We start from the raw sequence: 22761 nt of genomic DNA, 5'->3' as shown, positions 1-22761 counted from the left end.
TTGAAACGCAGATGTATCAGCCTAATCCCGTTAAAATTCGCGCTGAAGAAATCGGCTTTTGCTGCGAAGCGTGGCTAAGACAGCGAGGCAGGGCTGAAAGCGGAAATAAGAGAGTGAATAATTGCACTCTCGCCGCTTGAAGGCGAAGAGCTCTGCGATAAGCGGGGGCGACGAGTGACCGAAGCACCGCTTCGCAGCGCGAGGAGGTGGAGGCATGTATGCCGTAACTTCGTCACGAACAGGAACCCAGCTTCATGGACGAATTACTTGCATCCAAATTAATCACTCCCTCTTTGGGCGCCGTCCCCGGCCTTTCACTGGCTCAAGGCGTTCGCTTGGTAAAAATAGTCCACCGGACTATTTTCTTAACGCGCTCACCCACCGCGACAGATCTTAATTCAAAACCCATGCTTAAAATATGTGCAAAAGCATAAAATATGCACCACCGCAGTGCATCAGCACTCCCCCGCCCACCAGCCAACACAACCCAAAACACCACCAACCATCTGAAAAATAGTAACTTTTAAAAAATATTCCGTTATTGGCACACGCCTTGCCATCTAAGTATTCAACACAGCGTTACTACAGGAATGAGAAAATGAACAAAAAGAAATACGCGCCGGTGCTGGCTTTGTTGGCACTGTCCCTCACCCCGCTGGCCAGCCAGGCGGAAGTCACCGCCAATGTCGCCGCCAGTTCTAACTATTATTGGCGCGGTATTACCCAGTCGGACGATGGGGCCGCGGTATCCGGTGGCATAGACTACGCCTCCGACACCGGCTTTTATGCTGGCACCTGGCTGTCGAATATCGATTTCGGCGATGCTGCCAGCACCAGCTATGAAATGGACTTGTACGCGGGCTTCGCCGGTTCAATCGACGACATAGGCTACGATGTCGGCTATATCTATTACGCCTACCCGGATGCCGAGGGAGATATTGGTTTTGGTGAGATCTATGGCTCGGTGAGCTGGCAATGGCTCAGCGCCGGTGCCAGTTACCTGGTCAATGCCGAAGGCGATGCCACCGACGAAGAAGACATGCTCTACCTTGAGCTCAACGCCAGCTTTACCATTTTAAAAGATACCGAACTGGCGCTTCACTTCGGCCATTCCAGCGGCGATACCGTGGAGGAATGGTACGGTGAAGACGACAGTTACATAGATTATGGCGTCAGTATCAGCAAGTCAGGCTTTACCTTTGGTCTGCTGCAAACCGACCTGGACGCGGATGATGATTTAAAAGCGTATGTATCATACAGCTTAGACTTTGAGCTGTAAGGTAAAAGTCATACCCTCTTATTGTTGCTGCAAACCGGGGCCGTAAGGCCCTTTATCTTTTCTGTTTGGCATCTAAAGCCATTTTTGCCACTATAATTTTGCCAATCAGTAGGTTTACTAAGGCTGCCTGTGCCGAGTTTCTATTTTCTGCTTTATTTACTCTTTATTCAGTGGCAACAGGCCGTGCTGCCGGAGCCTTTGCCTGCGTCGCCCTTTAGTGCCGACTCACCCCAATCCTGCGCTGCTCTATTAACCCAGCCCGGTGAGCCGGTAAGCCTGCCCTTGCCGGTATCGGAACTCAGACTGCTCAGCTGGAATATTTATAAGGCAGCCAAGCCTGAACTACTGGCAGATCTGCAAGCCCTGTCAGAGCAAAGCCAGATTATGCTGCTGCAAGAAGCCATCACCGATGAGGCGCTGTTACAACTCAAGCCCCATACCCGTTTTTCGCCAGGCTACAAGGGCCTCAACCAGCAAACCGGGCTGGCCTTGCTAAGCGACTGGTCGCCCCAGCTTTATTGTCGTTTTTATCAGCGAGAACCTTGGTTGCGTACTCCCAAAGCATCGAGTATCAGTCGCTATCCTTTGGCTAATGGTGACTCCTTATTGCTGGTAAATATGCACGGCATTAACTTTACTCTTGGCATCAGCGACTATAGGCAACAGCTGGAGCGGTTAACGGGATTAATCAAGCTTCATTCCGGGCCGGTGATCTTTGCCGGAGACTTTAACAGTTGGAGTCGCGCGCGCTGGCAACTGGTGCAAGGGCTGCTGAGTGAACTAGATATGACAAGGGTCAGTTTTACACCGGATCATCGTACCCGGGTGTTTGATTTACCCCTAGATCAAATATGGATAAGAGGCGTGACCCTCACCTCGGCGCAAACGCTGGAGCGCACCAGTTCGGATCACAACCCTCTCTTGGTGTCTGTGCATATCACCACCGAGGAACCCGGCGGTGATAAACAGCCTTAGAGTTTCTTGATGTTATTGGCGCTGTCTCTGTCGACCAGCTTCACTAGGGGGTCAACCCCGGCATAGCTCGGCTTCTTGTCCACATACAGCTCCAGGGTATTTTCACCACTGGTGAGCTGATGCTTTTGCAGATAGATCACCGCGTCCTCGGCGCTCAACTTCTCTGGGTCCTCGCTAAACAAGCCAATATCCACCAGCTGTGCCATGGGCTGCTCGGTTTCATTGCCCTTACCATCGGCAAATGCCTTCTTAGCCGTTACCGTTAGCGTGACCTTAAACTTACCATCGGCATCGGCCTGCTCGGCCACTTCTACCTTTTCTACGCCCAGCTCAAACAGGGTAATGCGCTTAAACTGATCATCGATAAAGGCCTGCTCCTGCTCATCGACATCCGCTTTGAGGTAAGACAACAAGTCCAAGGTAGTTGGATAAGGGTCGTCTTTATACTTAAAGGCCTGTAAAAATGCCTTTAACGCCTCATTGGTGCGCTCTACACCGATGCGATCGGCGATGGCCATCATCACCACAGAACCCTTTTGATAGTGCAGGTATTGCTGGTTCTCCGAACGATACAGCGGCATTTCCTCATGGGCTTCACGGGTTCGCCCCTGCAGGTAGCGATCCAGCTCATACTTTAAGAACTTACGCAGCTTTTGCTCGCCATACTTTTCACGCAACACCTGAATGGCGCTGTATTGCGACAGGGTTTCGGAAATAACCGCCGAACCTTGTACATCGGCGGCACCCACCTGATGACCCCACCACTGGTGCGCCACTTCATGAGCGGTAACATAATAAGGCGCATCGATATCATCCGGGTCGCGCAGGTCGGTAATAAAACCGATATTTTCAGAGTAGGGCACGGTATTGGCAAAGCTTTGCGCAAACGAACGATAGCCGGGGAACTCCAAAATACGTAACTGCTTGTGCTGGTATGGGCCAAAGGCCTGGGTAAAGTAGTTGATAGAGTCCTTGGTGGACTGGATCATGGTATCTATATTCCAGGCATGGTCGCTATGATAGTACACCTCGATATCTATGCCCTTATACTCTTCCTTCTTCACCTCAAGCTGGGCCGACATAATGTTGTAGAAGTGCACCATGGGCGCATCCATCTCATAACGGAAGGTACGGCGTCCACGCTCCTCGTCCACCTCTTCATGCTGCAGGTAACCGGGCGCAATGGCGAATTGATCCAGACTCGTGCTAATGGTGGCGCTAAAGTCGATAAAGCCCACACCCTGACCAAAGAAGCTTTGCTGGTAATAACGGCTGTCTTTAAGGTCATGAGCGCGCTCCAGCTCCGGCAGGCCGCGCTTGCGACGTTCGTTGCGGTCTTGCAACTCATAGTCGCCACGGTAACCAAATACCGGGAAGAGTTCATAGTTATTGATAAAGGTGCCATTCTCAACCAACTGGGTATCAAAGCCACTGTTCTTAAAGCCCTGATGTTCACGCACCACGGACATTTCACCGCTGCGGGTTTCGCCTGGCTGTAACGGGGTATCAAATTCATACCACCAGGATTTAAACTCGCTGAGCTCCTCCCCTAACTGCCCGCCCTCAAGCTTAAGCTGCCACTGGGAGCTAAATCTTGGCTTGCTTACCAGGAAACGGCTGATTGGCTGCTCACTGGTATTGGTAAACTCCACCTCGGCCTTGGCGAGCATGCGACGTTCCTGCGGGTAAATATCCGCGGTGACATCCACCTTGGTAATTGCAGGAATAGGAGCATCCTTATACTGCACCAGTTGTTGCTCGTACTGGGCGCGCAGGTCTTCGCTCTGATCTTGGGTTTGGTAATCATTCAACACCCGGGTGTTGTGATATATCCAGCTGCCGCTGGCAACAAAGATCACCAGACCGCAGGTCGCGACCAGCTTACCCTTATTACCTAAGTGATAACCCAGCAAACGCAGGCGCGAAAGCAGCGTCTGCTGCGGACCACGGTGCCACAGGCCATAGCCTAGGGCCGCTAAGACCAGGGTTAAACCCAGCCAGTATAAGTTGTACCAGTGCACTGCGGTTAAGAAGTGACCATAGGTATTCAAATCGGAATAAGGTGCCGCCGGCGAAGAGGCAAAGCGATACATATTATGGCTAAAACCGTAATTGCTGAGCACCATGTTCACGGCGTAATAGATGATAAACAGCAGCATGCCCACGTATTTATTCCGGCTGATCACCTGGAAGAAAAACGCCAATATGGTGGTCATCACCAGGGGCACCATGGTCAGGTAACCAAGGCGGAACAAATACTGGCTAAGTTCGATATTAAACTGCCCCTTCACCAACTGATAGGTGATGGTAAAGAGCATGCCGGCACCGTAGAGCAGCACCAATACCGTGGTGATAGCCAACAACTTTGACGCCCAAAAAACCAGGTTATGGGTGGGGTAAGAGTCGATAATGTCACCGAAGTTGGAATTGCGCTCACGCCACACCACCTCGGCACTGTAATACACCAGGATGATGATCATAAACATGCCCATCACTCCCTTGATCAGCGGGATCATCGCCTGCGTCAGCGGCCAGTTTGAGGTGCCATACCATTGACCCGGCACCAGCAAGGGCGAGATCAACATAAACAGGGTCAGCGCCGCGAGAATCATAAAGGGCGCGCTAAAGACCACCTGTACTATCTCGAAGCGGGTACGCAGTAAAAACTGGCTTTTAGTGCTGATCTGCGCCGGATGCACGGCAATCTTATTGCTAAGCGCCTGCTGCGCGCGTTTAAGCATGGAAGCAGAAACCTGCTGCGGCTTTTTATCCTTACCGCCGCTTTGATACCCGCCCTTCAGGCCCATGGTGACAAAGAGCACCAGGGCAACAGTCAACCAAATCAGGCGGTTATAAAGAACATTTCCTTCCAAGGCCAAGGTTTGCGTGTCTTTCTCTGCCACCGTCCAATAGCGAGTGGCATCCATAAAGGCGCCAAAACCGAAGGGGTCGAACAGTGCCGCCCATAAGCGGAATTCCGGTTGCTCGAAAAACACCGACACCACGTTATAACCAATAAAGAGCACCACGGCGGCAATATATACCGCCATCATGGTACGAAAGCGCAGCGCCGCCACATGGCAGCTTACCGCCATCACCAGGAGGGTTGGCACCGCCAGGATCACAAAGGGCTGCAGGTAATATTGCAGTTTGTTGGGGGCCAGTAACTCAGGGTCTAACCAACCCACTAACGAGCCGAACCAGGTACCGAGGAAGATCCCTAGCGGCACAAAGGCAAAAACCAGCACGGTGACACAAAAAGCGCCAAGGAAGCGGCCGAGGTGATAACTGCGCTGAGCTATGGGTTTGCTGTACACCAGCTCAGCCATATGTTCGCTGTCGTTGCGTATGGTCGAGGAGGCGACAAAGTTCACCACGGCAAACAGAGCAAAGATCAACAGCACCGCCGTCATCATTAAGATGGTATAGGGACTGTTGGCGTTCACATTACTGCCGCCGATTTGCACCTTATCGGAAACGGTGGCGAAAAATGCCAGTAAAAAGAACAGCAGGCTGGACACATAGAATGATGGCTGGCGCACAAAATAGCGCAGCTCAAAGGTGAGCATTTTTAACAACATAACCCCTCCTTAGGCCGATGCTGCCAGGCGTTGCTGATGCAAGGTCGAGAAGTACACGTCTTCCAGATTACTGGCCACGGTTTCAAAGCCTTCCGGCGCCTGCTCGGCAAACACATGCAATATGGTGTTACCGGCAAACAGACGCTTGGAAATCACCGGCAGATTTTGTTCAAGCTCTTGTGCTTCTTGCTGGGTGACCACTTCTTTACGCCAGATACGGCCGTTAAGCTGTTGCGTCAGGTCGATGGGGTTGCCCTTAAGCAGGATTTCGCCACCGGCCAGTACCGCCATGTTCGGGCACAGCTCGCTGACATCATCAACGATATGGGTAGAGAGGATCACCACCTTTTGCTCGCCTAGGCTCACCAAGAGGTTATGGAAGCGGTTACGTTCCTCCGGGTCAAGCCCGGCGGTGGGTTCATCGACAATCAGCAGATCCGGGTCGCCTAGTAGCGCCTGGGCAATGCCAAAACGCTGGCGCATACCGCCGGAAAAGCCACTCACCGACTTAGACTTATGTTGATACAAATTTGTATGGGCGAGCAGACCTTCCACCACCTCTTTACGCTCTTTGGCCTGGTCTAAGCCTTTAAGAATGGCCAGGTGGTCGAGCAGCTCATAGGCGCTAATACGTGGGTACACACCAAAATCCTGAGGCAGATAACCTAAACGGCGACGAATTTCCTGGGGCTGGTTGAGCACATCGATACCATCGAAGGTGATGCTGCCACCGTCGGCACTTTGCAGTGTCGCTATGGTTCGCATTAACGATGATTTACCCGCGCCATTGGGGCCCAAAAGACCGAACATGCCCTTGGGGATATCTAAGTCCACGCCCTTTAAAGCCTGCACACCATTGCTGTAGGTTTTGGTAAGACCTTGAATTGTTAGCACCTGATTGTCCTTAAATTAGCTTTATTATTATAAAGTTACTCTTATATCACATGGCTAATTAGGTACAAAGGTGAAGTAAATATTAATAATGTAAATATTTATGAATGAGGATGCCCAAGAGCACCGACAGCGGTGATCTTGGGCATATCAATAAGGCAGGCTATAGCCTTGGTGGTTTGGCATCGATAGCGATTTCATCGCCAGGGCGCAGGCCGCTGAGTACTTCAACCTGATCGCCAATCACTCGCCCAAGGCGCACATAGCGACGTACCAACTGCTGATTCTCCACCACTAAGACCATATCGAGCTGGCCGTAGCTGTGCACATACTGCGGCGAGATCATCACCGCCTCATGCTGAGGCAAGGGCAGCTGTAACTGGGCATAAAGACCGGGCAGCAACTGCGCATTTTTAGGGGCCGACAATCGCACCAGCAGCGAGCGCGAAGCACTGTCGGCGGCGGGCACGATTTCTACTAACTCGGTGGCCTCGCTGACATCCAGGGCCGGGACCTCCACCTGGCGCATATCGCCCAAGCGCAGATTGACCGCCTGGCGCTCACGCACCGCAAATTCCAGCTGTAACTGCTGTGGGTTGTATATGGCCAACAAGTCGCGACCCGGCGTGGCTGTGTCGCCCGGCTCGGCAAAGCGCTCTACCACACGCCCGGAAATGGGCGCGGTAATGGTGGCATAACCCAAGGCAATTTGTGCCTGTTGCTGGCGCTGCCCCGCCTGTTGCAAGCTGGCGGATAAATTATCATGATTGGCGGTGGCCGCATCTATATCGCTTTGCGCAATAAGTCCCTGGGCAAAAAGCTCCTTTGCGCGCTGTAATTGCTTTTGCGCCTGGGTGAATGAAGCCTGCAGCGCCTGCACCTGGGCCTTGGCCTGTTGCAATTGAGTGGTTAGCTCCTGCTCATCGAGACGGATCAGCACCTGGCCCTGCTCCACCATATCGCCAGCACGCACGGTAATTTGCTCAATTTGCGCCATCACCCGTGCCGCTACCTTGGTATTTTGCTGGGCAATCACCTGACCGGGTACGGCCTCATAAGCAACTACCGGCTCGCTGCCAACGCGCTGGGTTTGCCCGCTGTAGGGCGCGGGCGCCTGTTTTGTTCCAGGCGCCAGATGTTGATCCAGCACCCCGGAAAACCAAATAATCGCAGCGACTAAGAAGCCGACCACAAGGACAATCACTAACTTAGGTTGCATGCGTGTGTTCCTCATCAGCAAAAACCAGGTAGTACACTAGTGGCACCACCAATAAGGTAAATAAAGTGGAGGCAATAATGCCGAAAATAATGGCGATAGCGAGGCCGCTAAACACGGGGTCAAAAACAATCACTATGTTGCCCAACAAGGTGGTGCCCGCGGTCAATAACACCGGGCGCATACGCACTCGTCCGGCGGTCACCAAGGCCTCCTTAATGGCCATGCCCTGAGCCCGAGCCTGATTAATAAACTCAACCAAAATGAGTGAGTTACGCACCACAATGCCGGCCAGCGCTATCATGCCTATCATGGCCGTAGCGGTGAATAACACCGGCTCTGGCGCACCGGCAACCTGGCGCTCGCCAAACTGATTCAGCAGCCAAAAGCCAGGCATAATGCCGATTACGGTCAAAGGGATGGCCGACATAATGATCAGGGATAAGCTCATGGAGCGGGTTTGCACACGCAAGAGCACCAAGATGGCGGCTAGAGCAAAGGCAAAGGCAATGCCCATATCGCGAAAGACATCTATGGTAATGCGCCACTCGCCTTCCCCACTGAATGACACATCAACGCCCGGGGGCAACTGCCAGGCTGCACTGCCGCCTGGGTTAAAGAAGCTACGTTGCTGCCAAGGTACCGGCTCCACTTCCTCTGGGCCACGGTCGGCACTGATATCGGCGATCACTTCCGCCGGAGTGCGACCGTTAAGCTCGGCGGTGACATAGATCACCCGTTTAAGATCCTTACGCATAATGGCCTGCGGTCGTGGCTCAAGATGAAACTCACCCACCTCGGACAAAGGCACCAGGGGTTGCGGCGCGCTCACCAGACCGAGATCGTTACTGGTCTGGCTAATTTGTCTTTGCCCCTTCACCTGCAAGGCCAATAAGTGGGCCTGATCACGCTGGGCATAGGGAAGCGAGACACGAATGGGCAGCATTTTTGCCTCTTCGGTCACATACAGGGCGCCCACTTCTCTGCCCTGCACCGCCACAGCTATGGCATCGACCACATCTGAGGTACTCAAGGCAGACAGCGCCGCCTTGGTTTTATCGGTGACAAAACGCAGTTGCTGCTGCTGGCGCTCCAGGGTGCTATCCACCTCCACCACATGGGGCTCCTGGCGCAAACGCTGGGCAATTAACTCGGCACCAAGACGATGTTGTTGCTCACTCACAAAGGGCTCGGCATAGACTTCGGCAACCAGGGTACTAAGTACCGGTGGCCCGGGCGGCACTTCGATCACCTTGATGCTGATCCCTTATTGGCCAGTGACGCCAACTGTTGACGCAAACGCAATACCACGGCATGGGACTGATGCTGACGCTCGGTTTTATCGCGTAACAGGATGCGTAACTCACCCAAATGATCGCCATAGCGGCGATAATAACCCCGCACCATGCCATTAAAGTCCATACTCGACGGCTGACCGGCATAAGCGGCTATGGTTTGCACCTCGTTCAACTGCCAGCTTAGCGCCTGCACCTTGCTCAGCAGCGCCGAGGTATCCTCCAACGAAGTGCCTTCGGGCATATCCACCAAGACCTGTACTTCACTCTTGTTATCGTAGGGCAATAACTTAAGCGGCACCGCGCGCAACAAAGGTAAACAGGCACTGAATACAAACAAGACCAACACCAACAGCAGCATCAGCTTGGCACGACTGCGGCGCAGTAATAAGTAGTCCAGCATCCGGGTATAGAGATTGGCGGCCTGGGCTTGTTCGGCCACCTCATCGCCCTCGGGCTTAAGAATTTTCATCGCCAGCCAAGGGGTTACAAAAAACGCGACTAATGTAGAAAGCGCCACACTGATCGGCACGTTAAAGGCCATGGGTGCCATATAGGGCCCCATCATCCCGGTTATAAAGGCCAATGGGAAAAAGGCCACCATAATGGTCAGGGTCGACATCAACAAGGGCGTGCGAATCTCCGCCATGGCCCCCACTATGCGATCCTGCACACTGCCTTGATGGCTAAAGAAGCGGCTGATGTTGTCGATACCGGTGATCGGATCATCCACCAACAAGCCCAGGGCCAAGATCAAGGCAAACAGGGTCACTCGGTTAATGGTGTAGCCAAAGGCCCAGTCAAAACTCAGGGTCAGGCCATAACAAATGGGCAGGGCCAGGGCGATCACTATGGCCGGACGCCAACCGAGGAACACACCAATAAAGAGCACGACCGTGACTATGGCAAATACCAGGCTGGCTCCCAGGTTATTGACCTTTTCATTGGCGGTTTGACCATAATCGCGCAGCGTCACCACCTTAACCTCGGGCGGTAACAACTCATCTTGCAGCTGTTGCATTTGCGCATGAACATCGCGAGCCACCGCCACGGCATTGGCACCGGCCTGTTTCGCCACACTCAGGGTAACCATGGGCAGTTGGGGCTGACCATCCTGGGTTTGCAACCATTGATAATGCTGCGCCTCACCGGGGCCATCGATTATGCTGGCAACGCTGTCGAGGCGCACCGCCTGACCATTCACCACATTGACCACCAGGGACTCAAGCTGCTCCAATGAGCGCAAGGCATCGCCGCCTTGTACTTGCAGGCGCCAGTGTCCCTGAGCATCTTTGACCTTACCCACATCCCGCAACTGGTTAGCCACGCTTAGGGCATAAAGCACATCCGAAATCGTCGTTTTATGGGCATTAAGGGCGGCGCTGTCGAGATAGATATTGGCGCTGCGGGTACGCCCGGTGATCACCTTAACCTCACTGGTGTCTTCGAGCCGTTGCAATCGGGTTGCCAGCTCCTGCGCCATACGTGTCAGTTGATAATCGTCGTATAACTGCGGCGCCGAGCTGTATAAACCCAGCATGACGATGGCCACATCATCCACTTCTATGGGTTTAATTTGCCACTGGCGTACCACCGCCGGCATGGTGTCCTGATAGGCATAAAGCTTGGCATAGGTATCAATCAGCGCCTGCTCGCGGGAATGACCGACCTCAAACCGTAAGGTACTGACCAGGCGGCCATTTTGGGTGGCCGAGTAAATATGCTCAACGCCCTTTATCTGCGCCAGCAGCTTTTCCAGCTCCACTGTCACCAGGCGTTCGACCTCTGGGGCTTCTATATCACTGACATCAACCAGGATATCGAACATGGGCACAACAATTTGCGGCTCTTCTTCGCGGGGCGTTTGCTGCAGTGCAAAGGCGCCGGCCACCAAGGCGATAATAAAGATAAACAAGGGCATTGGCCCACCCAGGCTGGCCCTCACTCCTCTATCTAACCAAGTCACGGCCTACTCCTCACAAAACAGCGTGTACAGGGTGTTGAGTACGGCCCGTACCTGGTCGTTGCACAAGCTATAATAAATGGTCTGACTCTCACGGCGGGTACTCACTATGTTTTCCTGCCTCAGTACCGCCAAGTGCTGAGACAAGGCGGACTGGCTTAAGGGCACACTTTCATTAAGCTGAGAAACACTGAGCTCACCTTGTTGCAGGCAGCAAAGAATCATCAGCCGATTTTTATTGGCCAGCAGTTTTAGTAAGGCTTGAGCCTGCTCGGCATTGTCTGCCATTTTCATCAAGTCCACGAGTTCCCCCGGTTAAGCTAGAGAATTGAAGTATGCAAATCAGTATAGAAGCTAACATTAGCAAAGTCTAATATTAACTATTGCTAAATTAGATTTTGCTAATATAATTAAATTGAACAAATTACCAACAAGGGGCTTACCATGAAAATACCCGCCGCACTCAGATTGATCGCTGGCATCATGATTTTATTGTCGCTATTGTTAACTTATCTGGTCAGCCCAATGTGGCTGTGGTTTACCGCGTTTATCGCCGTTAACCTGATCCAATCGGCGTTTTCCGGCTGGTGTCCAATGATGGCCTTACTACGCAAATTAGGCATGGAGGAATAATATGCTCACCCCAATCCCAGACTTACTAAAAACCATAGTTCCCAAGCAGCGCCGCGTTGATGCGCAACAAGCCAAGGCGGAGCTGGCCGAGAACCACGGCCTGTTAATTGACGTGCGTGAGCCTGCCGAGCACGCTACCAAGGCGGCTACTGGTGCCATTAATATTCCTCGCGGTGTGCTGGAAATGAAGCTGATGGAAATAGAAAAAGACGCCAGCCGTCCTATCTATTTGCACTGTGCCAGCAGCGCCCGCGCCACCTTAGCCGCCGAGCAACTCACCCGGGTCGGTTATGAAAATGTCACCGTGATCAGCTGTAAGGCCGAGGAGGTATGTAGCGTCTTCTAGTTGACATGCTTGTCACCGAACAGTAACACTGGTCGGATAAGCTCTGCATCATAAAAAAATAACAGGTACAAACCAATGCAGTTTACTCGTAGACGTTTTTTAAAAGCTTCGGCAGCGGGATTTGGCGCTGCCGTTTTATCTCTTGGTCTAAGCGGCTGTGTACTCGACAATGACAGCGACGAAGAACAGATTAATGTTAGCTTCGACCATGGCGTAGCCAGCGGCGATCCCCTTAACGATAGCCTGATAATCTGGACTCGCGTGACGCCCAAAGACCCAAGCGTTACTCGCGTAAAGGTACAGTGGCAAGCGGCCACCGACGCCAACTTTGAATCCCTGGTTCATGATGGCCAAACCGAGGTGAGTGCGGACACCGACTTTACCCTGAAGGTCGATTTACAAGGGCTGGATGCCAACACCACCTACTATTATCGCTTTATTTCCTACGGTATCACCTCGGCCACAGGTAAGGGTAAAACCCTGCCCGTCGGCGACATAGATCAGGTTAAACTGGCGGTACTTTCTTGCGCCAACTACCCGGCCGGTTATTTCCATGTGTATGGCGAAGTCGCCAAGCAGGAAAACCTAGATGCCATCCTGCATCTGGGTGATTACATCTATGAATATGGTGCCGGCGGCTATGCCAGTGAAGACGCCGCAGCCCTTGGCCGCGAGCTAGCCAGCGACAATAACGAAGAAATTATTACCCTGGACGACTACCGTAAACGTTACGCCCTGTATCGTCAGGATGCGGATCTGCAGGCGGCGCACGGCCATTGCGCCTTTATCACCGTCTGGGATGACCATGAAATCAGCAATGATACCTGGCACAGTGGTGCTGAAAACCATGATGATTCGGAAGGCCCGTTCGAAGAGCGAAAAATGCAGGCGCTGCGCGCCTATTTTGAATGGATGCCAATCCGCAACGTCGCCGACAAAGAAAAAATCTATCGTCGTTTCGACTTCGGCAACCTGGTTTCTTTGTACATGCTCGATACCCGCGTCTTGGCACGTGATGAACAACTCAGTTACGGCGACTTTGACCTCACCACGGCCGCAGGCCAGTACGACTTTGCCAGCGCCATTGGTGCTCCAAGCAGGACCTTACTTGGTGGCGAGCAGCTTACCTGGCTTACCGACGGTATCAGCACTTCAAGCCAGCAATGGCAGGTATTAGGTCAACAGGTATTGATGACCAAGATGCATCTGCCCGCCGAGGTGATGATGTTATTGGCCGCGGTGCAAGGCACCCTGGCTCAAGGTGGCGACACCGCGCCGCTATTGGCACAGGCCAACATTTTATTTGCCGAGCTGGCACAAATTAAGGGCCGCATTTTAGCCGGCGACCCCAGCGTCACTGAGGCTGAGCGCGCTCGTGTAGAAACCGTATTGCCTTATAATCTGGATGCCTGGGATGGCTATGCCTATGAAAGAGAAGTAATTTTAGGCACAGCCCTGGCGACGCAGAAGAATCTGGTGGTGCTGGCCGGTGATACCCACAACGGCTGGGCGGGACAACTGCGTACCGACGCTGCCAACCCCATCGCCGGCGCTCAGGCCGCCGGGGTCGAATTTGCTACCGCATCGGTTTCATCACCGGGTCTTGAAGAGTATTTGTCACTTAACACGCAAGACCCACAAGCCATAGCGCAAATGGAACAGGTGATTGCCCTGCTGATCGATGATCTGAGCTATAACAACCTGGTAAACCGCGGCTTTTTGACCGTGACCTTCAGCGCCGCTGCGGCGCAGGCACAATGGCATTATGTTGATACCATCAAGGCCCGCGCCTACCAGGTCAGCGCCGAGCGTGGCCAACAGCTGCAGATGCTGGCAGGCAATCCGCAGTTGCAACCTCTGGGCTAGTCGGACGAAGCCTTTGGCGTGGCCTTTGGCTCTTGTTCAAGGCGCGCTAAGCGCGCGTCTATGCGCTCCACCGCATCGACCAGGCGTTGCATAAGCGCCTGGTTATCTTGATTAGTGCCGCCTTGAGCGGCGCTTTGTCCATGATGGTGCTCACCCTGCTGTGTTGCGGCTCGCTCCTTTTGCGTTAAAATCGCTTCGCGAAAATGATGCGCATCCACCACCCCAAGCAAGGACACCAAGGCTCCCGGCCCGGACTGTCCGGCGGTTTCAAAACTTAACCTATGCAAGCCGAATACTCGCATCAGCGGGCCCTGAGTCATGGCCACATCGGTAATTTTATCAAGCGGAATGGATTTCTCCTCACGCACCCAGATACCACGCTTCACCACCAGCTTCTTTTCACTTAAGGTCGCCGACATGGCCGCCAAAATGCGCCCACCAAGCCACCATACCAAGACAGCGACAATGGGCAGTAAGGCGATGCCAAACAAGGTGATACTAGCCACTAGCAACCAAATTGGTCAGCCAGTATTGCTTAACCCTGGGGTCAAACTGGGCGGTGTTTAAAATCGTTTCGCTACTCATCATCAAACTCCAAGCGGTAATCGAATTCATAATGGTGCACACCCTTATCGATACGAATACGCATCAGCCCAGATAGACCACGCAATTCGCCACTGGCGGAGTCAGGCACCACTTCGAGGACGAGTCGGTCCTGGCCCTGATTCATGGTACCGAAGTGCTGCAACACAAAGCTGCCTTTTCTGCCATCCAGGGTACCGGTCACCTGCTCGATGGCAACATAACCGGCGGAGCCTTGTACCACAGTCATGGCGCTCAACATCTCTCCCTGGCTAATGCCATGCAGATCGCCGCTAAAGGTTTTGTCTATCGACATGCGCCCAAGGTTAATGCCGTCGACACCGGTGGCATAGGCATCCTGGGGGTTTAGTGTCACGGTAAAGGTGCCGATCGCGTTCATAAGTAAACCTGTTAATGATTGTTTTATGTTTATTAGTATATAAAAAAAGCCCGCAGTTCAATGCGGGCTTTATCAATAGTTATTCGACGTTTCGTCGCAGCTCTTTAAAATGGACACGCTGCTTAGCGTCAAGCTGAGCGTTGGCCTGCCATTGCAACCACTGCTTGAGGGCGATGGACATCTGCAAGGAATAGTCGAGCGAACGCCACTGCTTGGTATCATCATCGGCATAATTGGGCGCATTGCTGTCATGCATCAAGTTAACCTTCTGGCCCTGTTCATTGACCACCATCATGTTAAACGACTCTCCAGCACCCACATTGGTAAAATAAGTCGCATCCACTGTGTCAAACGCCACCTGATACTTCACTTCGGCACTGTCACCCCCTCTGTCGATTCCGGCACTGGTGCTGCTGATCAGCGGCGCCACACATTGATGGGTTTGATCGCCGGAAAACTGCGACAACAAGGGGGGTGTATCGAAGTTTTTATCCGGTACCGAAGCGCTGCCATGGCACGACATACAGGAGCTGTTGCTGTTATCGGCAGGACCATTGAGGCGCTGATTGCAGCCCAGGTGCCCAGGTGCTCGCATGCGTCCTGAGCCCGCGTATTTGTTCAGCTCATCGACGCTGTCCCAAATAATTACCGCCTCTTTAAAGCCATTTTCTCGGGGTGCCTGAGGGTAACTGATGGCATAGTGACCAGCGGGCGGTGTGTCATTACCCCACATCATGCCGAGCAGGCTGATGCGCTGCCATGGGTTTTTCTCTTTCGCTTTACGCAGGCCATCGGCGACGAAGGTGCCATAGACCCATCCCGTATCGCGAGCACGGCTGTCTTTGACGGCAAAATCGAATTGCAGCAGCTTTACATCACCCCATTGAGCATAGCTGCGCGGGCATTGCTGACTTTCTTCCTGCAAGGTGCACTCGTGACGATTGCTATCGCTGGGCTTACAGGCGCAAAAAGCCGGATCGGAAATATTGGCGTCCCAGCTGGGCATATTGGTCAATATCGGCAACTGTGCCACGGTTGAGGTATTAAATAAGGGCTTGGCGATCACCGCGCCCTCATCAAAGCGAATATTGTCGCTTGGTACCTTAGCACCGCCGTCTTGCCACACCTGCCCCAACGTATAAGCCGCGGTCGCATTGTAAATAGCCACCGCCCACATGGTAGATTGATCGGTGCCGGTGCCCGCCTGCACCGAGAAGGTCACCGGCGCTTCACGGGTTAAGCCATGGGTAAACTCCCGACCCGACATGGCATCATAGGTTTGAAACGGCATATGGAACCAGGGGCGCACCTGGTTTTCGCACACATCGAAGTCTTCCCTGTCCTGGCGCTGCACATTACCGGCGAGAATATAATCCATCACCGCCTCACTGTAGGCCAGCGCCAGCTTATACTTGTCTTTGGCGCTGGTGCCCTCGGCAAACAAGGCGTCGAAGCGTTTATCCCGCCAGGCCTGCGCCTGTTTATCGTCAACTGGCTGGCCAGGGAAGGCATCGGATAACTGAAACACCGGACCAGCGTAGGCCTGATTAGGCACATTGGTCAATGTTTGTCCCGCCCACATTGGCTGAAAATTCGGGTCCTGCCAATAGCTGGGATACTGGCCCTGACAGGTGTTGATGGATTGATACTGCTGATTATAAATCGGCTCGTTACGCCAGTCGGCCAGCGCCGCCGTGCTGGTCAGAGACATGGCCCCGACGAACGCACATAGGGCACGAGATAGGGTGTTTACCTGCTTCATTATCATTCCTTTTTATTAGTTGCTTTTAAATTGATAGCCATTAAAGCTTAGTCGCAAAAATAAAAGGCGTTATTACATTTGCTTACGCCGCTCTGTTACACTCAAATGGACAATTCAATCTGGTACCCCCATGGCTGCATCCAATACCGAAACATCCATTAATGAGAAAAGTGCACTGCGTCACTTACGACCGATTTTCCGCTTTCTTTTACCCTACAAGTGGGTGGTGGCCGCTGCGCTATTTGCCTTGGTACTCACCGCAGGCATTAACCTTTCCCTGGGTCAGGGCTTGAAGCAGGTGATAGACCAGGGTTTTATCGCCGGCTCCATGGAGCAATTGCGCGGCTCGGTCTTTTTATTGATCAGCTTGATTGCATTGATGGCGGTAGGCATCTTTTGCCGCTTTTATCTGATGTCCTGGCTTGGCGAACGGGTCAGCAGCGATATTCGTAAGGCAGTGTTTGCCCGCATTCTCGCTCTGCACCCCAAGTTATTTTGAAGAAAATCGCAGCGGCGAGATCATGTCACGCCTGACCACGGACACCACCTTGCTGCAAAGCATAGTCGGCTCGTCCTTATCCATGGCGCTGCGCAGCACCCTGATGCTGATCGGCGGCGTCATTATGCTCTTTATCACCAATGTGAAACTCACCCTGATAGTGCTCTTATGCGTACCCATGGTGCTGCTGCCCATGAAGCTTTTTGGCCGTCGGGTGCGCACTTTGGCCAGCAGCTCACAGGATGCCATCGCCGATATCAGCACTTATGCCGGCGAGGTGATGCAAAACATCAAAACCGTGCACAGTTTTAATCGCCAAGGCAGTGAACTGGCTGCCTTTGACGGCGAGGTTGATAAGGCTTTTGCGGTAGCTAAAAAGCGCATTATACAGCGCTCTTTTCTTATCGCCTTTGTGATCTTTATCAGCTTTTCCGGCATCAGCTTTATGCTCTACAGCGGCGGTGTCGATGTGCTTAGCGGGAAGATGTCCGGCGGCGAACTGGCCGCCTTTGTGTTTTACGCCATAGTTGTGGCCATGGCGGTGGGTACGGTGGCGGAAATTTATGGTGAGCTGCAAAGAGCCGCCGGCGCGGCCAAACGCCTGATTGAATTACTGGAAGTGCAAAGCGAAATTCTTGACCCGACACAGGCACAAAGCCTGAATACCCAGGCTCAGGCTGATGTTATCGAATTTACAGACGTCAGTTTTCATTATCCTTCCAGGCCACAGCAAAGCGCCCTATCGGCCTTTAACTTACAGATCACCCAGGGCGAAACTGTAGCCATAGTCGGCCCTTCCGGCGCCGGCAAAAGTACCCTGTTTGAACTGCTGCAACGTTTCTATGATGTCAGTGCCGGCAGCATTCGCCTGCATGGCACGGATATCCGCGAGCTTAGCTTGCATGATATTCGCGAACAAATGGCCATGGTAGCCCAGCACCCCGTACTGTTCAGCGCCGATGTTTATCACAATATTGCCTATGGCAAGGAAGGAGCTACGCAGGACGAGGTGAGCGCCGCCGCCAGGCAGGCCTATGCCGACGAGTTTATCGAGCAGTTACCCGATGGCTACCACAGCTTTTTAGGAGAGCGCGGAGTGCGTTTATCCGGCGGGCAAAAACAACGTATCGCCATTGCCAGAGCCATACTCAAAGATCCGAAAATTCTGTTACTTGACGAGGCTACCAGCGCCCTTGATGCGCAAAGTGAGCACCATGTACAGGCGGCATTAACCGAACTGATGAAGTCGCGTACGACCCTGATCATCGCCCATCGCTTAAGTACCGTGATGCACGCCGATCGAATTGTGGTAATGGATAAGGGGAAGGTGGTTGCCAGCGGCGATCATGCTAGCTTAATGCAACAATCACCGCTGTATCGAAAGCTTTGTGAGCTGCAGTTTAATCAGCCCAGCGCCTCCGCTTAGTTTTGTACGTTAGGTACGATTTGAATTTCTACGCGACGGTTTAGAGCGCGGCCATTTGCCGTGCTGTTGTCGGCGATAGGACGGCTTTCACCGTAACCCTGAGTACTGATACGCGCCGCCAGGATCTGGCTGTTCACCAAGTAGTTTTTCACACTTAGCGCACGCTGCTCAGACAGATTTTGGTTGTATTCGCTGCGACCCGTGCTGTCGGTATGACCTTGTACACTTAGGTAGGTTTTCTCGTACTTGTTCATCACGCTGGCGATGGCATTCAGAGTGTCATGAAAACCGCTTGAGATGTACGACTGCTCGGTAGCAAAGGTAATGTTTGACGGCATTACCAGGCGAATGTTGTCGCCTTCACGCACAACTTCAACACCAGAACCGGCTAGCTCATCACGAAACGCCTGCTCTTGGTTATCCATGTAGTTACCTACCGCGGCACCGGCTAGTGCACCGATAGCGGCACCGATGAAGATACGCTTATCATCATGATCGCCTGTGGCTTTACCTAATACCGCACCGACACCGGCACCGATACCTGCGCCTTTTTGCGTATTGGTTGCCTGACAGCCCGTTAATAACAATGCCACTGAGGTTAGTGCCACGACAGGAGTCAAAGTGTTTAGTCGTTTAGCCATGATTTATTTTCCTATTATTTGTCCTATTGGGGGATGGTAACAGATTTGCATGAACTTACGGTTAAAATGGTGCCAGTAAAAATGATTTATTGCACTAATTTCAATGGTCTTGTTATCAATACCTGGCGATCGGCGGCAGCGCATAAGGCTTCACCAGCTCAGTTAGCTGACCTCCTTCGGCAAGGTCCTGGTATAAAGAAGTGATTTGTTTTGCCTGGGACGTCTTGGCAAAATCGCGACTGTAGGCCATATAGCCAAAGATCGAATCGCGATACTGATAAGGCTGCTTAACCAATTCGTGCATGGGCTGCTGCAAGATGCTCATGGCATGCTCGGCGGTATCTTCAACCCCAATAAATAAATCCACCCGGCCCTTTAGCAGCATTTGCACCGCCACCTGCTCCGAGGTTACCGGCACCTTGATGATATCCCGGTCTTTATCGAAACGGGCAAAGTGCGCCGCTCCGCGCATCACTGCAATACGCTTGCCGTAAAGATCTTCGTAATCGGTGATTTCTATGCCGTTGGCGCGCAAGGAATAAAAACGAAAAGATGAGTGCAGCGCCATATAAGCGGGAGGAACAAAGGTCAGTCCCTGCTCGCGCTGCTTAGTACGAATAAGGCCGCCCATAATATCGACCTCGCCCTGCTCCAGCATATGCACGCAGCGCGAAAAGGGGCAAGGGACCACCTTAAGCTCAAGCCCAAGCTCATCGGCGATGGGCGTAAGAATATCGAGCAAGAGGCCTTTAGCCTGAGCGCCATGGGTAGAACTATAAGGAGGCGCATGATCTATAGCGACGGTAATTGTGCTGGCTTGCACAGCGGCCATGGGAATGAACAGCGATAATATTAGTGGCACCCAGCACCCTGTGCGCGTCTTCATAACAACCTCAATGTTGTTGCAACCAAATGGAACACCTCTATAGTGTCACATAATCTACACAAGCTCTAAGTATAATGAAACTATGAAATTGTTATCCATCTTCTACCAGTTCCTGTTGCTTGGTTGCACTAGCTTTGGTGGCCCGGCGGCACACCTGGGTTACTTTCAACGTCACTTTGTGGAAAATAAAAAGTGGCTGACTCAGCAGCAATACGGGCATTTTATTTCCCTTAGTCAATTGCTTCCCGGACCGGGCAGCTCGCAGGTAGGTTTTGCCATTGGTGTAGAGCGCGCCGGTTTAGCCGGGGGGATCGCCGCCTTTATCGGTTTTACCCTGCCCTCCATGCTGATCATGGTGCTGCTGGCATTGGGAGCACAACAGCTGCCTTGGGCCACTACGGGGCTGATCACCGGGCTTAAATTGTTCGCCGTGGTGATTGTCGCCGATGCAGTGTTTAGCATGAGTAAAAGCTTCTGCCGCACCTGGCATACCCGGGCGTTGGCGTTACTCAGTGCGGGTGCCCTGATATTAATCCCCAGCCTGTATACCCAGTTATTGATCTTGGTGCTGGCGGCGATCTGGGGGGCTTGGCAACTGCAACCCTTTAAGGATGAAGGCACAACGCAAGACGCAGACAAAGCAAGCACAGGCCTTAGCAAGCTACCGCTGCTGCTTTTTGCCCTGCTGTTTATCCTGAGTTTCGCCGCCACGGGTGAGTTGTGGCAGCTCAGCGCCCAGTTTTATCAGGCGGGCTCTCTGGTGTTTGGCGGTGGGCATGTAGTGTTGCCCCTACTCGATACCATATTGACCGATGTGGATGCCGACAGCTTTTTAACTGGCTATGCGGCGGCGCAGGCCATTCCCGGTCCCATGTTTACCTTTGCGACTTATCTCGGTGCTGTCTTAGCGCCTTCAACCCCCTTGTTGGGCGCCTTAATTGCCACTTTGGCCATTTTTCTACCCGGCTTCTTACTGGTGCTGGGGTGCGCCCGTCATTGGCAAGCGCTGATGAGCAACCCCCTGCTGGCCGGCGTAAGCACTGCCATCAACGCTACTGTGGTCGGTTTTATTTTGGCGGCGCTCTATAACCCCATAATTCCCGCTGGTGTAACCCAGTGGTGGTACGTTGTTTTTGTCGCCTTGGGATGGTGGTGGTTGCAACGCTTTAAGCCACCTGTGCTGATGCTGATTGCCGTCTTTGCGGCGCTGGGACTGCTGTTAGAACAATTGCCGCACTGATGAGGCTGAGTTTTTGAAATGCGCAACTAAAAAGCCCGGCTTGCCGGGCTTTTTAGATTAAATGCTTAAGGTTATTCGGCTAACTAGAGCCATTCATTTGCCCGCTTACGCTCTGATAAGGCCTAAGCTCAAAGATGGGCAGGATCGCCAGCAGATGATCCATAATTTCCGCCTGAATATGCTCGTAGGAAATCCAGCGCTTGTCGGCACTAAAGCAATAGAATTCAATGGGCAGACCATGGTTCAAGGGCTGTAACTCACGCACCATCAGGGTCAGGTCCTTATTGATACGGTCGTGCTGTTTCAAATAGCCCTCGGCGTAACGACGAAACAGACCCAGGTTGGTGACCTTATCCGGCAAGGATGTGGTGTTGATATACTCGCACAGCTGCAATGTTTCCTCTAGGCTTTGCTGCAACTCGTCATCGGCGATACGGATACTGTTCATATCTATATTGAGCGAGCGCTTAATACGCCGGCCGCCGGACTCCTGCATGCCGCGCCAGTTTTTAAACGAGCCGGAGACCAGGGTATAGGTCGGCAAGGTGGTGATGGTGTTATCCCAGTTGCGCACCTTCACGGTATTCAAACCCAGGTCGATCACCTCGCCATCGGCGCCATAGCTGTCTACCTGAATCCAGTCACCATAGGTCACCAGACGGTTGGCGGCTATTTGTATGCTGGCCACAAAACCTAAAATAGTGTCTTTAAACACCAACATGGTCACCGCGGCAATGGCACCAAAGCCGGAGATAATATAGGTAGGTGACCTTTCCAGCAGCAGGGCAAAAATTAAAATCGCACAGATGATGAAGGTGATCAGCTTAACCAGCTGAATCAGCCCCTGAATCGGCACCTCGCGGGAGAATTCAAACTGGTTATAAAGCGCACCGCCTATGCTCACCATGCTGCTGACGATAAAACCACCGTATACGATAAGCAAAATCTTCACGCAGGAATGGATAATATCCAGGGAAAGTTCGGGGATTTGCACCACGGTTTGGAAGGAAGCCAGAAAGGCAACACAGCAAATAAAGCCGGCCAAACGACGGTTCAATTTAATCAACAGCGGCTTCAAGGCCGAGGTACGCTGTGGTGCTATGCGCATCATCAGGCTTTGCAGCGCCGGTAACATTAAACTACTTAAAAAGAAGTACAGCAGGATAATGGCCATCAGACCAATACCCGTCGCTGAAATCGTGCTTAGCAACTCGGCACGCTCGGTGTCGGCGAATAAGGGCTTAAGCAATTTTTGTAAATGACTTTGGGTCATAGCTGAG

The 22761-nt window shown here is 52.7% G+C and carries 16 protein-coding genes and 2 pseudogenes; 7 read left to right on the top strand and 11 right to left on the bottom strand.

Annotation, left to right across the window (positions count from 1 at the left end; all coding sequences use genetic code 11):
* Positions 1 to 598: 598 nt before the first annotated feature.
* Both C2M35_RS14510 and C2M35_RS14505 read left to right on the top strand, forming a co-directional pair.
* The gene (locus tag C2M35_RS14510; RefSeq protein WP_105265647.1) at positions 599 to 1279 is read left to right on the top strand and encodes a TorF family putative porin; all 681 of its coding nucleotides are present in this window, start codon (positions 599 to 601) and stop codon (positions 1277 to 1279) included.
* A 129-nt stretch (positions 1280 to 1408) separates the two neighbouring features.
* Positions 1409 to 2254, top strand: a complete 846-nt coding sequence (locus C2M35_RS14505; protein ID WP_158677994.1) for an endonuclease/exonuclease/phosphatase family protein — start codon at positions 1409 to 1411, stop codon at positions 2252 to 2254.
* Here the strand turns inward: C2M35_RS14505 and C2M35_RS14500 are convergent.
* The 5 genes and pseudogenes from C2M35_RS14500 to C2M35_RS14480 form a co-directional block, all read right to left on the bottom strand.
* Positions 2251 to 5835 carry an ABC transporter permease/M1 family aminopeptidase gene (locus C2M35_RS14500; protein WP_105265645.1) on the bottom strand — a complete coding sequence of 1195 codons (3585 nt, stop codon included), beginning with the start codon at positions 5833 to 5835 and terminating at the stop codon, positions 2251 to 2253. The genes C2M35_RS14505 and C2M35_RS14500 overlap by 4 nt on opposite strands.
* 9 nt (positions 5836 to 5844) lie before the next feature.
* The gene (locus C2M35_RS14495) at positions 5845 to 6729 is read right to left on the bottom strand and encodes an ABC transporter ATP-binding protein (RefSeq protein ID WP_105215363.1); all 885 of its coding nucleotides are present in this window, start codon (positions 6727 to 6729) and stop codon (positions 5845 to 5847) included.
* A gap of 160 nt (positions 6730 to 6889) precedes the next feature.
* Positions 6890 to 7945 carry an efflux RND transporter periplasmic adaptor subunit gene (locus tag C2M35_RS14490; RefSeq protein WP_158677993.1) on the bottom strand — a complete coding sequence of 352 codons (1056 nt, stop codon included), beginning with the start codon at positions 7943 to 7945 and terminating at the stop codon, positions 6890 to 6892.
* Positions 7935 to 11203: pseudogene (locus tag C2M35_RS14485) on the bottom strand (efflux RND transporter permease subunit). Before C2M35_RS14485 ends, C2M35_RS14490 begins: the two are co-directional and overlap by 11 nt.
* A 3-nt stretch (positions 11204 to 11206) precedes the next feature.
* On the bottom strand, positions 11207 to 11494 hold the full coding sequence (locus C2M35_RS14480) for an ArsR/SmtB family transcription factor (protein WP_233997945.1): 288 nt from the start codon (positions 11492 to 11494) through the stop codon (positions 11207 to 11209).
* Between the two features lie 150 nt (positions 11495 to 11644).
* Here C2M35_RS14480 and C2M35_RS14475 point away from each other — a divergent pair, with 150 nt between their 5' ends.
* The 3 genes from C2M35_RS14475 to C2M35_RS14465 all read left to right on the top strand — a co-directional run bounded on the left by C2M35_RS14475 (position 11645) and on the right by C2M35_RS14465 (position 14045).
* Positions 11645 to 11833 (top strand): YgaP family membrane protein, encoded by a 189-nt coding sequence (locus C2M35_RS14475; protein ID WP_105200336.1) that lies wholly within the window; start codon positions 11645 to 11647, stop codon positions 11831 to 11833.
* Between the two features lies 1 nt (position 11834).
* Positions 11835 to 12179, top strand: coding sequence for a rhodanese-like domain-containing protein (locus C2M35_RS14470; protein ID WP_105200337.1), 345 nt, complete (start codon positions 11835 to 11837; stop codon positions 12177 to 12179).
* A gap of 75 nt (positions 12180 to 12254) precedes the next feature.
* Complete coding sequence (locus C2M35_RS14465) at positions 12255 to 14045, top strand: alkaline phosphatase D family protein (protein WP_105265644.1); 1791 nt, start codon at positions 12255 to 12257, stop codon at positions 14043 to 14045.
* Here the strand turns inward: C2M35_RS14465 and C2M35_RS14460 are convergent.
* The 3 genes from C2M35_RS14460 to C2M35_RS14450 form a co-directional block, all read right to left on the bottom strand.
* Positions 14042 to 14551 carry a PH domain-containing protein gene (locus C2M35_RS14460; RefSeq protein WP_442792764.1) on the bottom strand — a complete coding sequence of 170 codons (510 nt, stop codon included), beginning with the start codon at positions 14549 to 14551 and terminating at the stop codon, positions 14042 to 14044. The two genes, C2M35_RS14465 and C2M35_RS14460, sit on opposite strands and share 4 nt — an antisense overlap.
* Before the next feature lie 71 nt (positions 14552 to 14622).
* Positions 14623 to 15027 carry a DUF3224 domain-containing protein gene (locus C2M35_RS14455; protein WP_105200340.1) on the bottom strand — a complete coding sequence of 135 codons (405 nt, stop codon included), beginning with the start codon at positions 15025 to 15027 and terminating at the stop codon, positions 14623 to 14625.
* A gap of 79 nt (positions 15028 to 15106) precedes the next feature.
* Positions 15107 to 16789, bottom strand: a complete 1683-nt coding sequence (locus tag C2M35_RS14450) for a hypothetical protein (protein ID WP_105258452.1) — start codon at positions 16787 to 16789, stop codon at positions 15107 to 15109.
* A gap of 130 nt (positions 16790 to 16919) precedes the next feature.
* Between C2M35_RS14450 and C2M35_RS14445 the strand changes: the two are divergent.
* Positions 16920 to 18714: pseudogene (locus tag C2M35_RS14445) on the top strand (ABC transporter transmembrane domain-containing protein).
* On the opposite strand, the gene C2M35_RS14440 reads toward C2M35_RS14445, so the two are convergent.
* The gene (locus C2M35_RS14440; RefSeq protein ID WP_105200343.1) at positions 18711 to 19355 is read right to left on the bottom strand and encodes an OmpA family protein; all 645 of its coding nucleotides are present in this window, start codon (positions 19353 to 19355) and stop codon (positions 18711 to 18713) included. The pseudogene C2M35_RS14445 and the gene C2M35_RS14440 sit on opposite strands and share 4 nt — an antisense overlap.
* A gap of 115 nt (positions 19356 to 19470) precedes the next feature.
* On the bottom strand, positions 19471 to 20217 hold the full coding sequence (locus tag C2M35_RS14435) for a substrate-binding periplasmic protein (RefSeq protein ID WP_158677992.1): 747 nt from the start codon (positions 20215 to 20217) through the stop codon (positions 19471 to 19473).
* Positions 20218 to 20323: 106 nt separating this feature from the next.
* On the opposite strand from C2M35_RS14435, the gene chrA reads away from it, so the two are divergent.
* Positions 20324 to 21481 carry a chromate efflux transporter gene (gene chrA / locus C2M35_RS14430; protein ID WP_105200345.1) on the top strand — a complete coding sequence of 386 codons (1158 nt, stop codon included), beginning with the start codon at positions 20324 to 20326 and terminating at the stop codon, positions 21479 to 21481.
* Between the two features lie 79 nt (positions 21482 to 21560).
* On the opposite strand, the gene C2M35_RS14425 is transcribed toward chrA, so the two are convergent.
* Entirely contained in the window at positions 21561 to 22754 is a 1194-nt protein-coding gene (locus C2M35_RS14425; protein ID WP_105265643.1) for a mechanosensitive ion channel family protein, read from the bottom strand.
* Positions 22755 to 22761: the final 7 nt, after the last annotated feature.

Origin of the sequence: Pseudoalteromonas sp. T1lg76 (assembly GCF_002964725.1) — a bacterium.
Taxonomy (GTDB): Bacteria; Pseudomonadota; Gammaproteobacteria; order Enterobacterales; family Alteromonadaceae; genus Pseudoalteromonas.
This window is presented reverse-complemented; position numbering and strand designations above follow the sequence as displayed.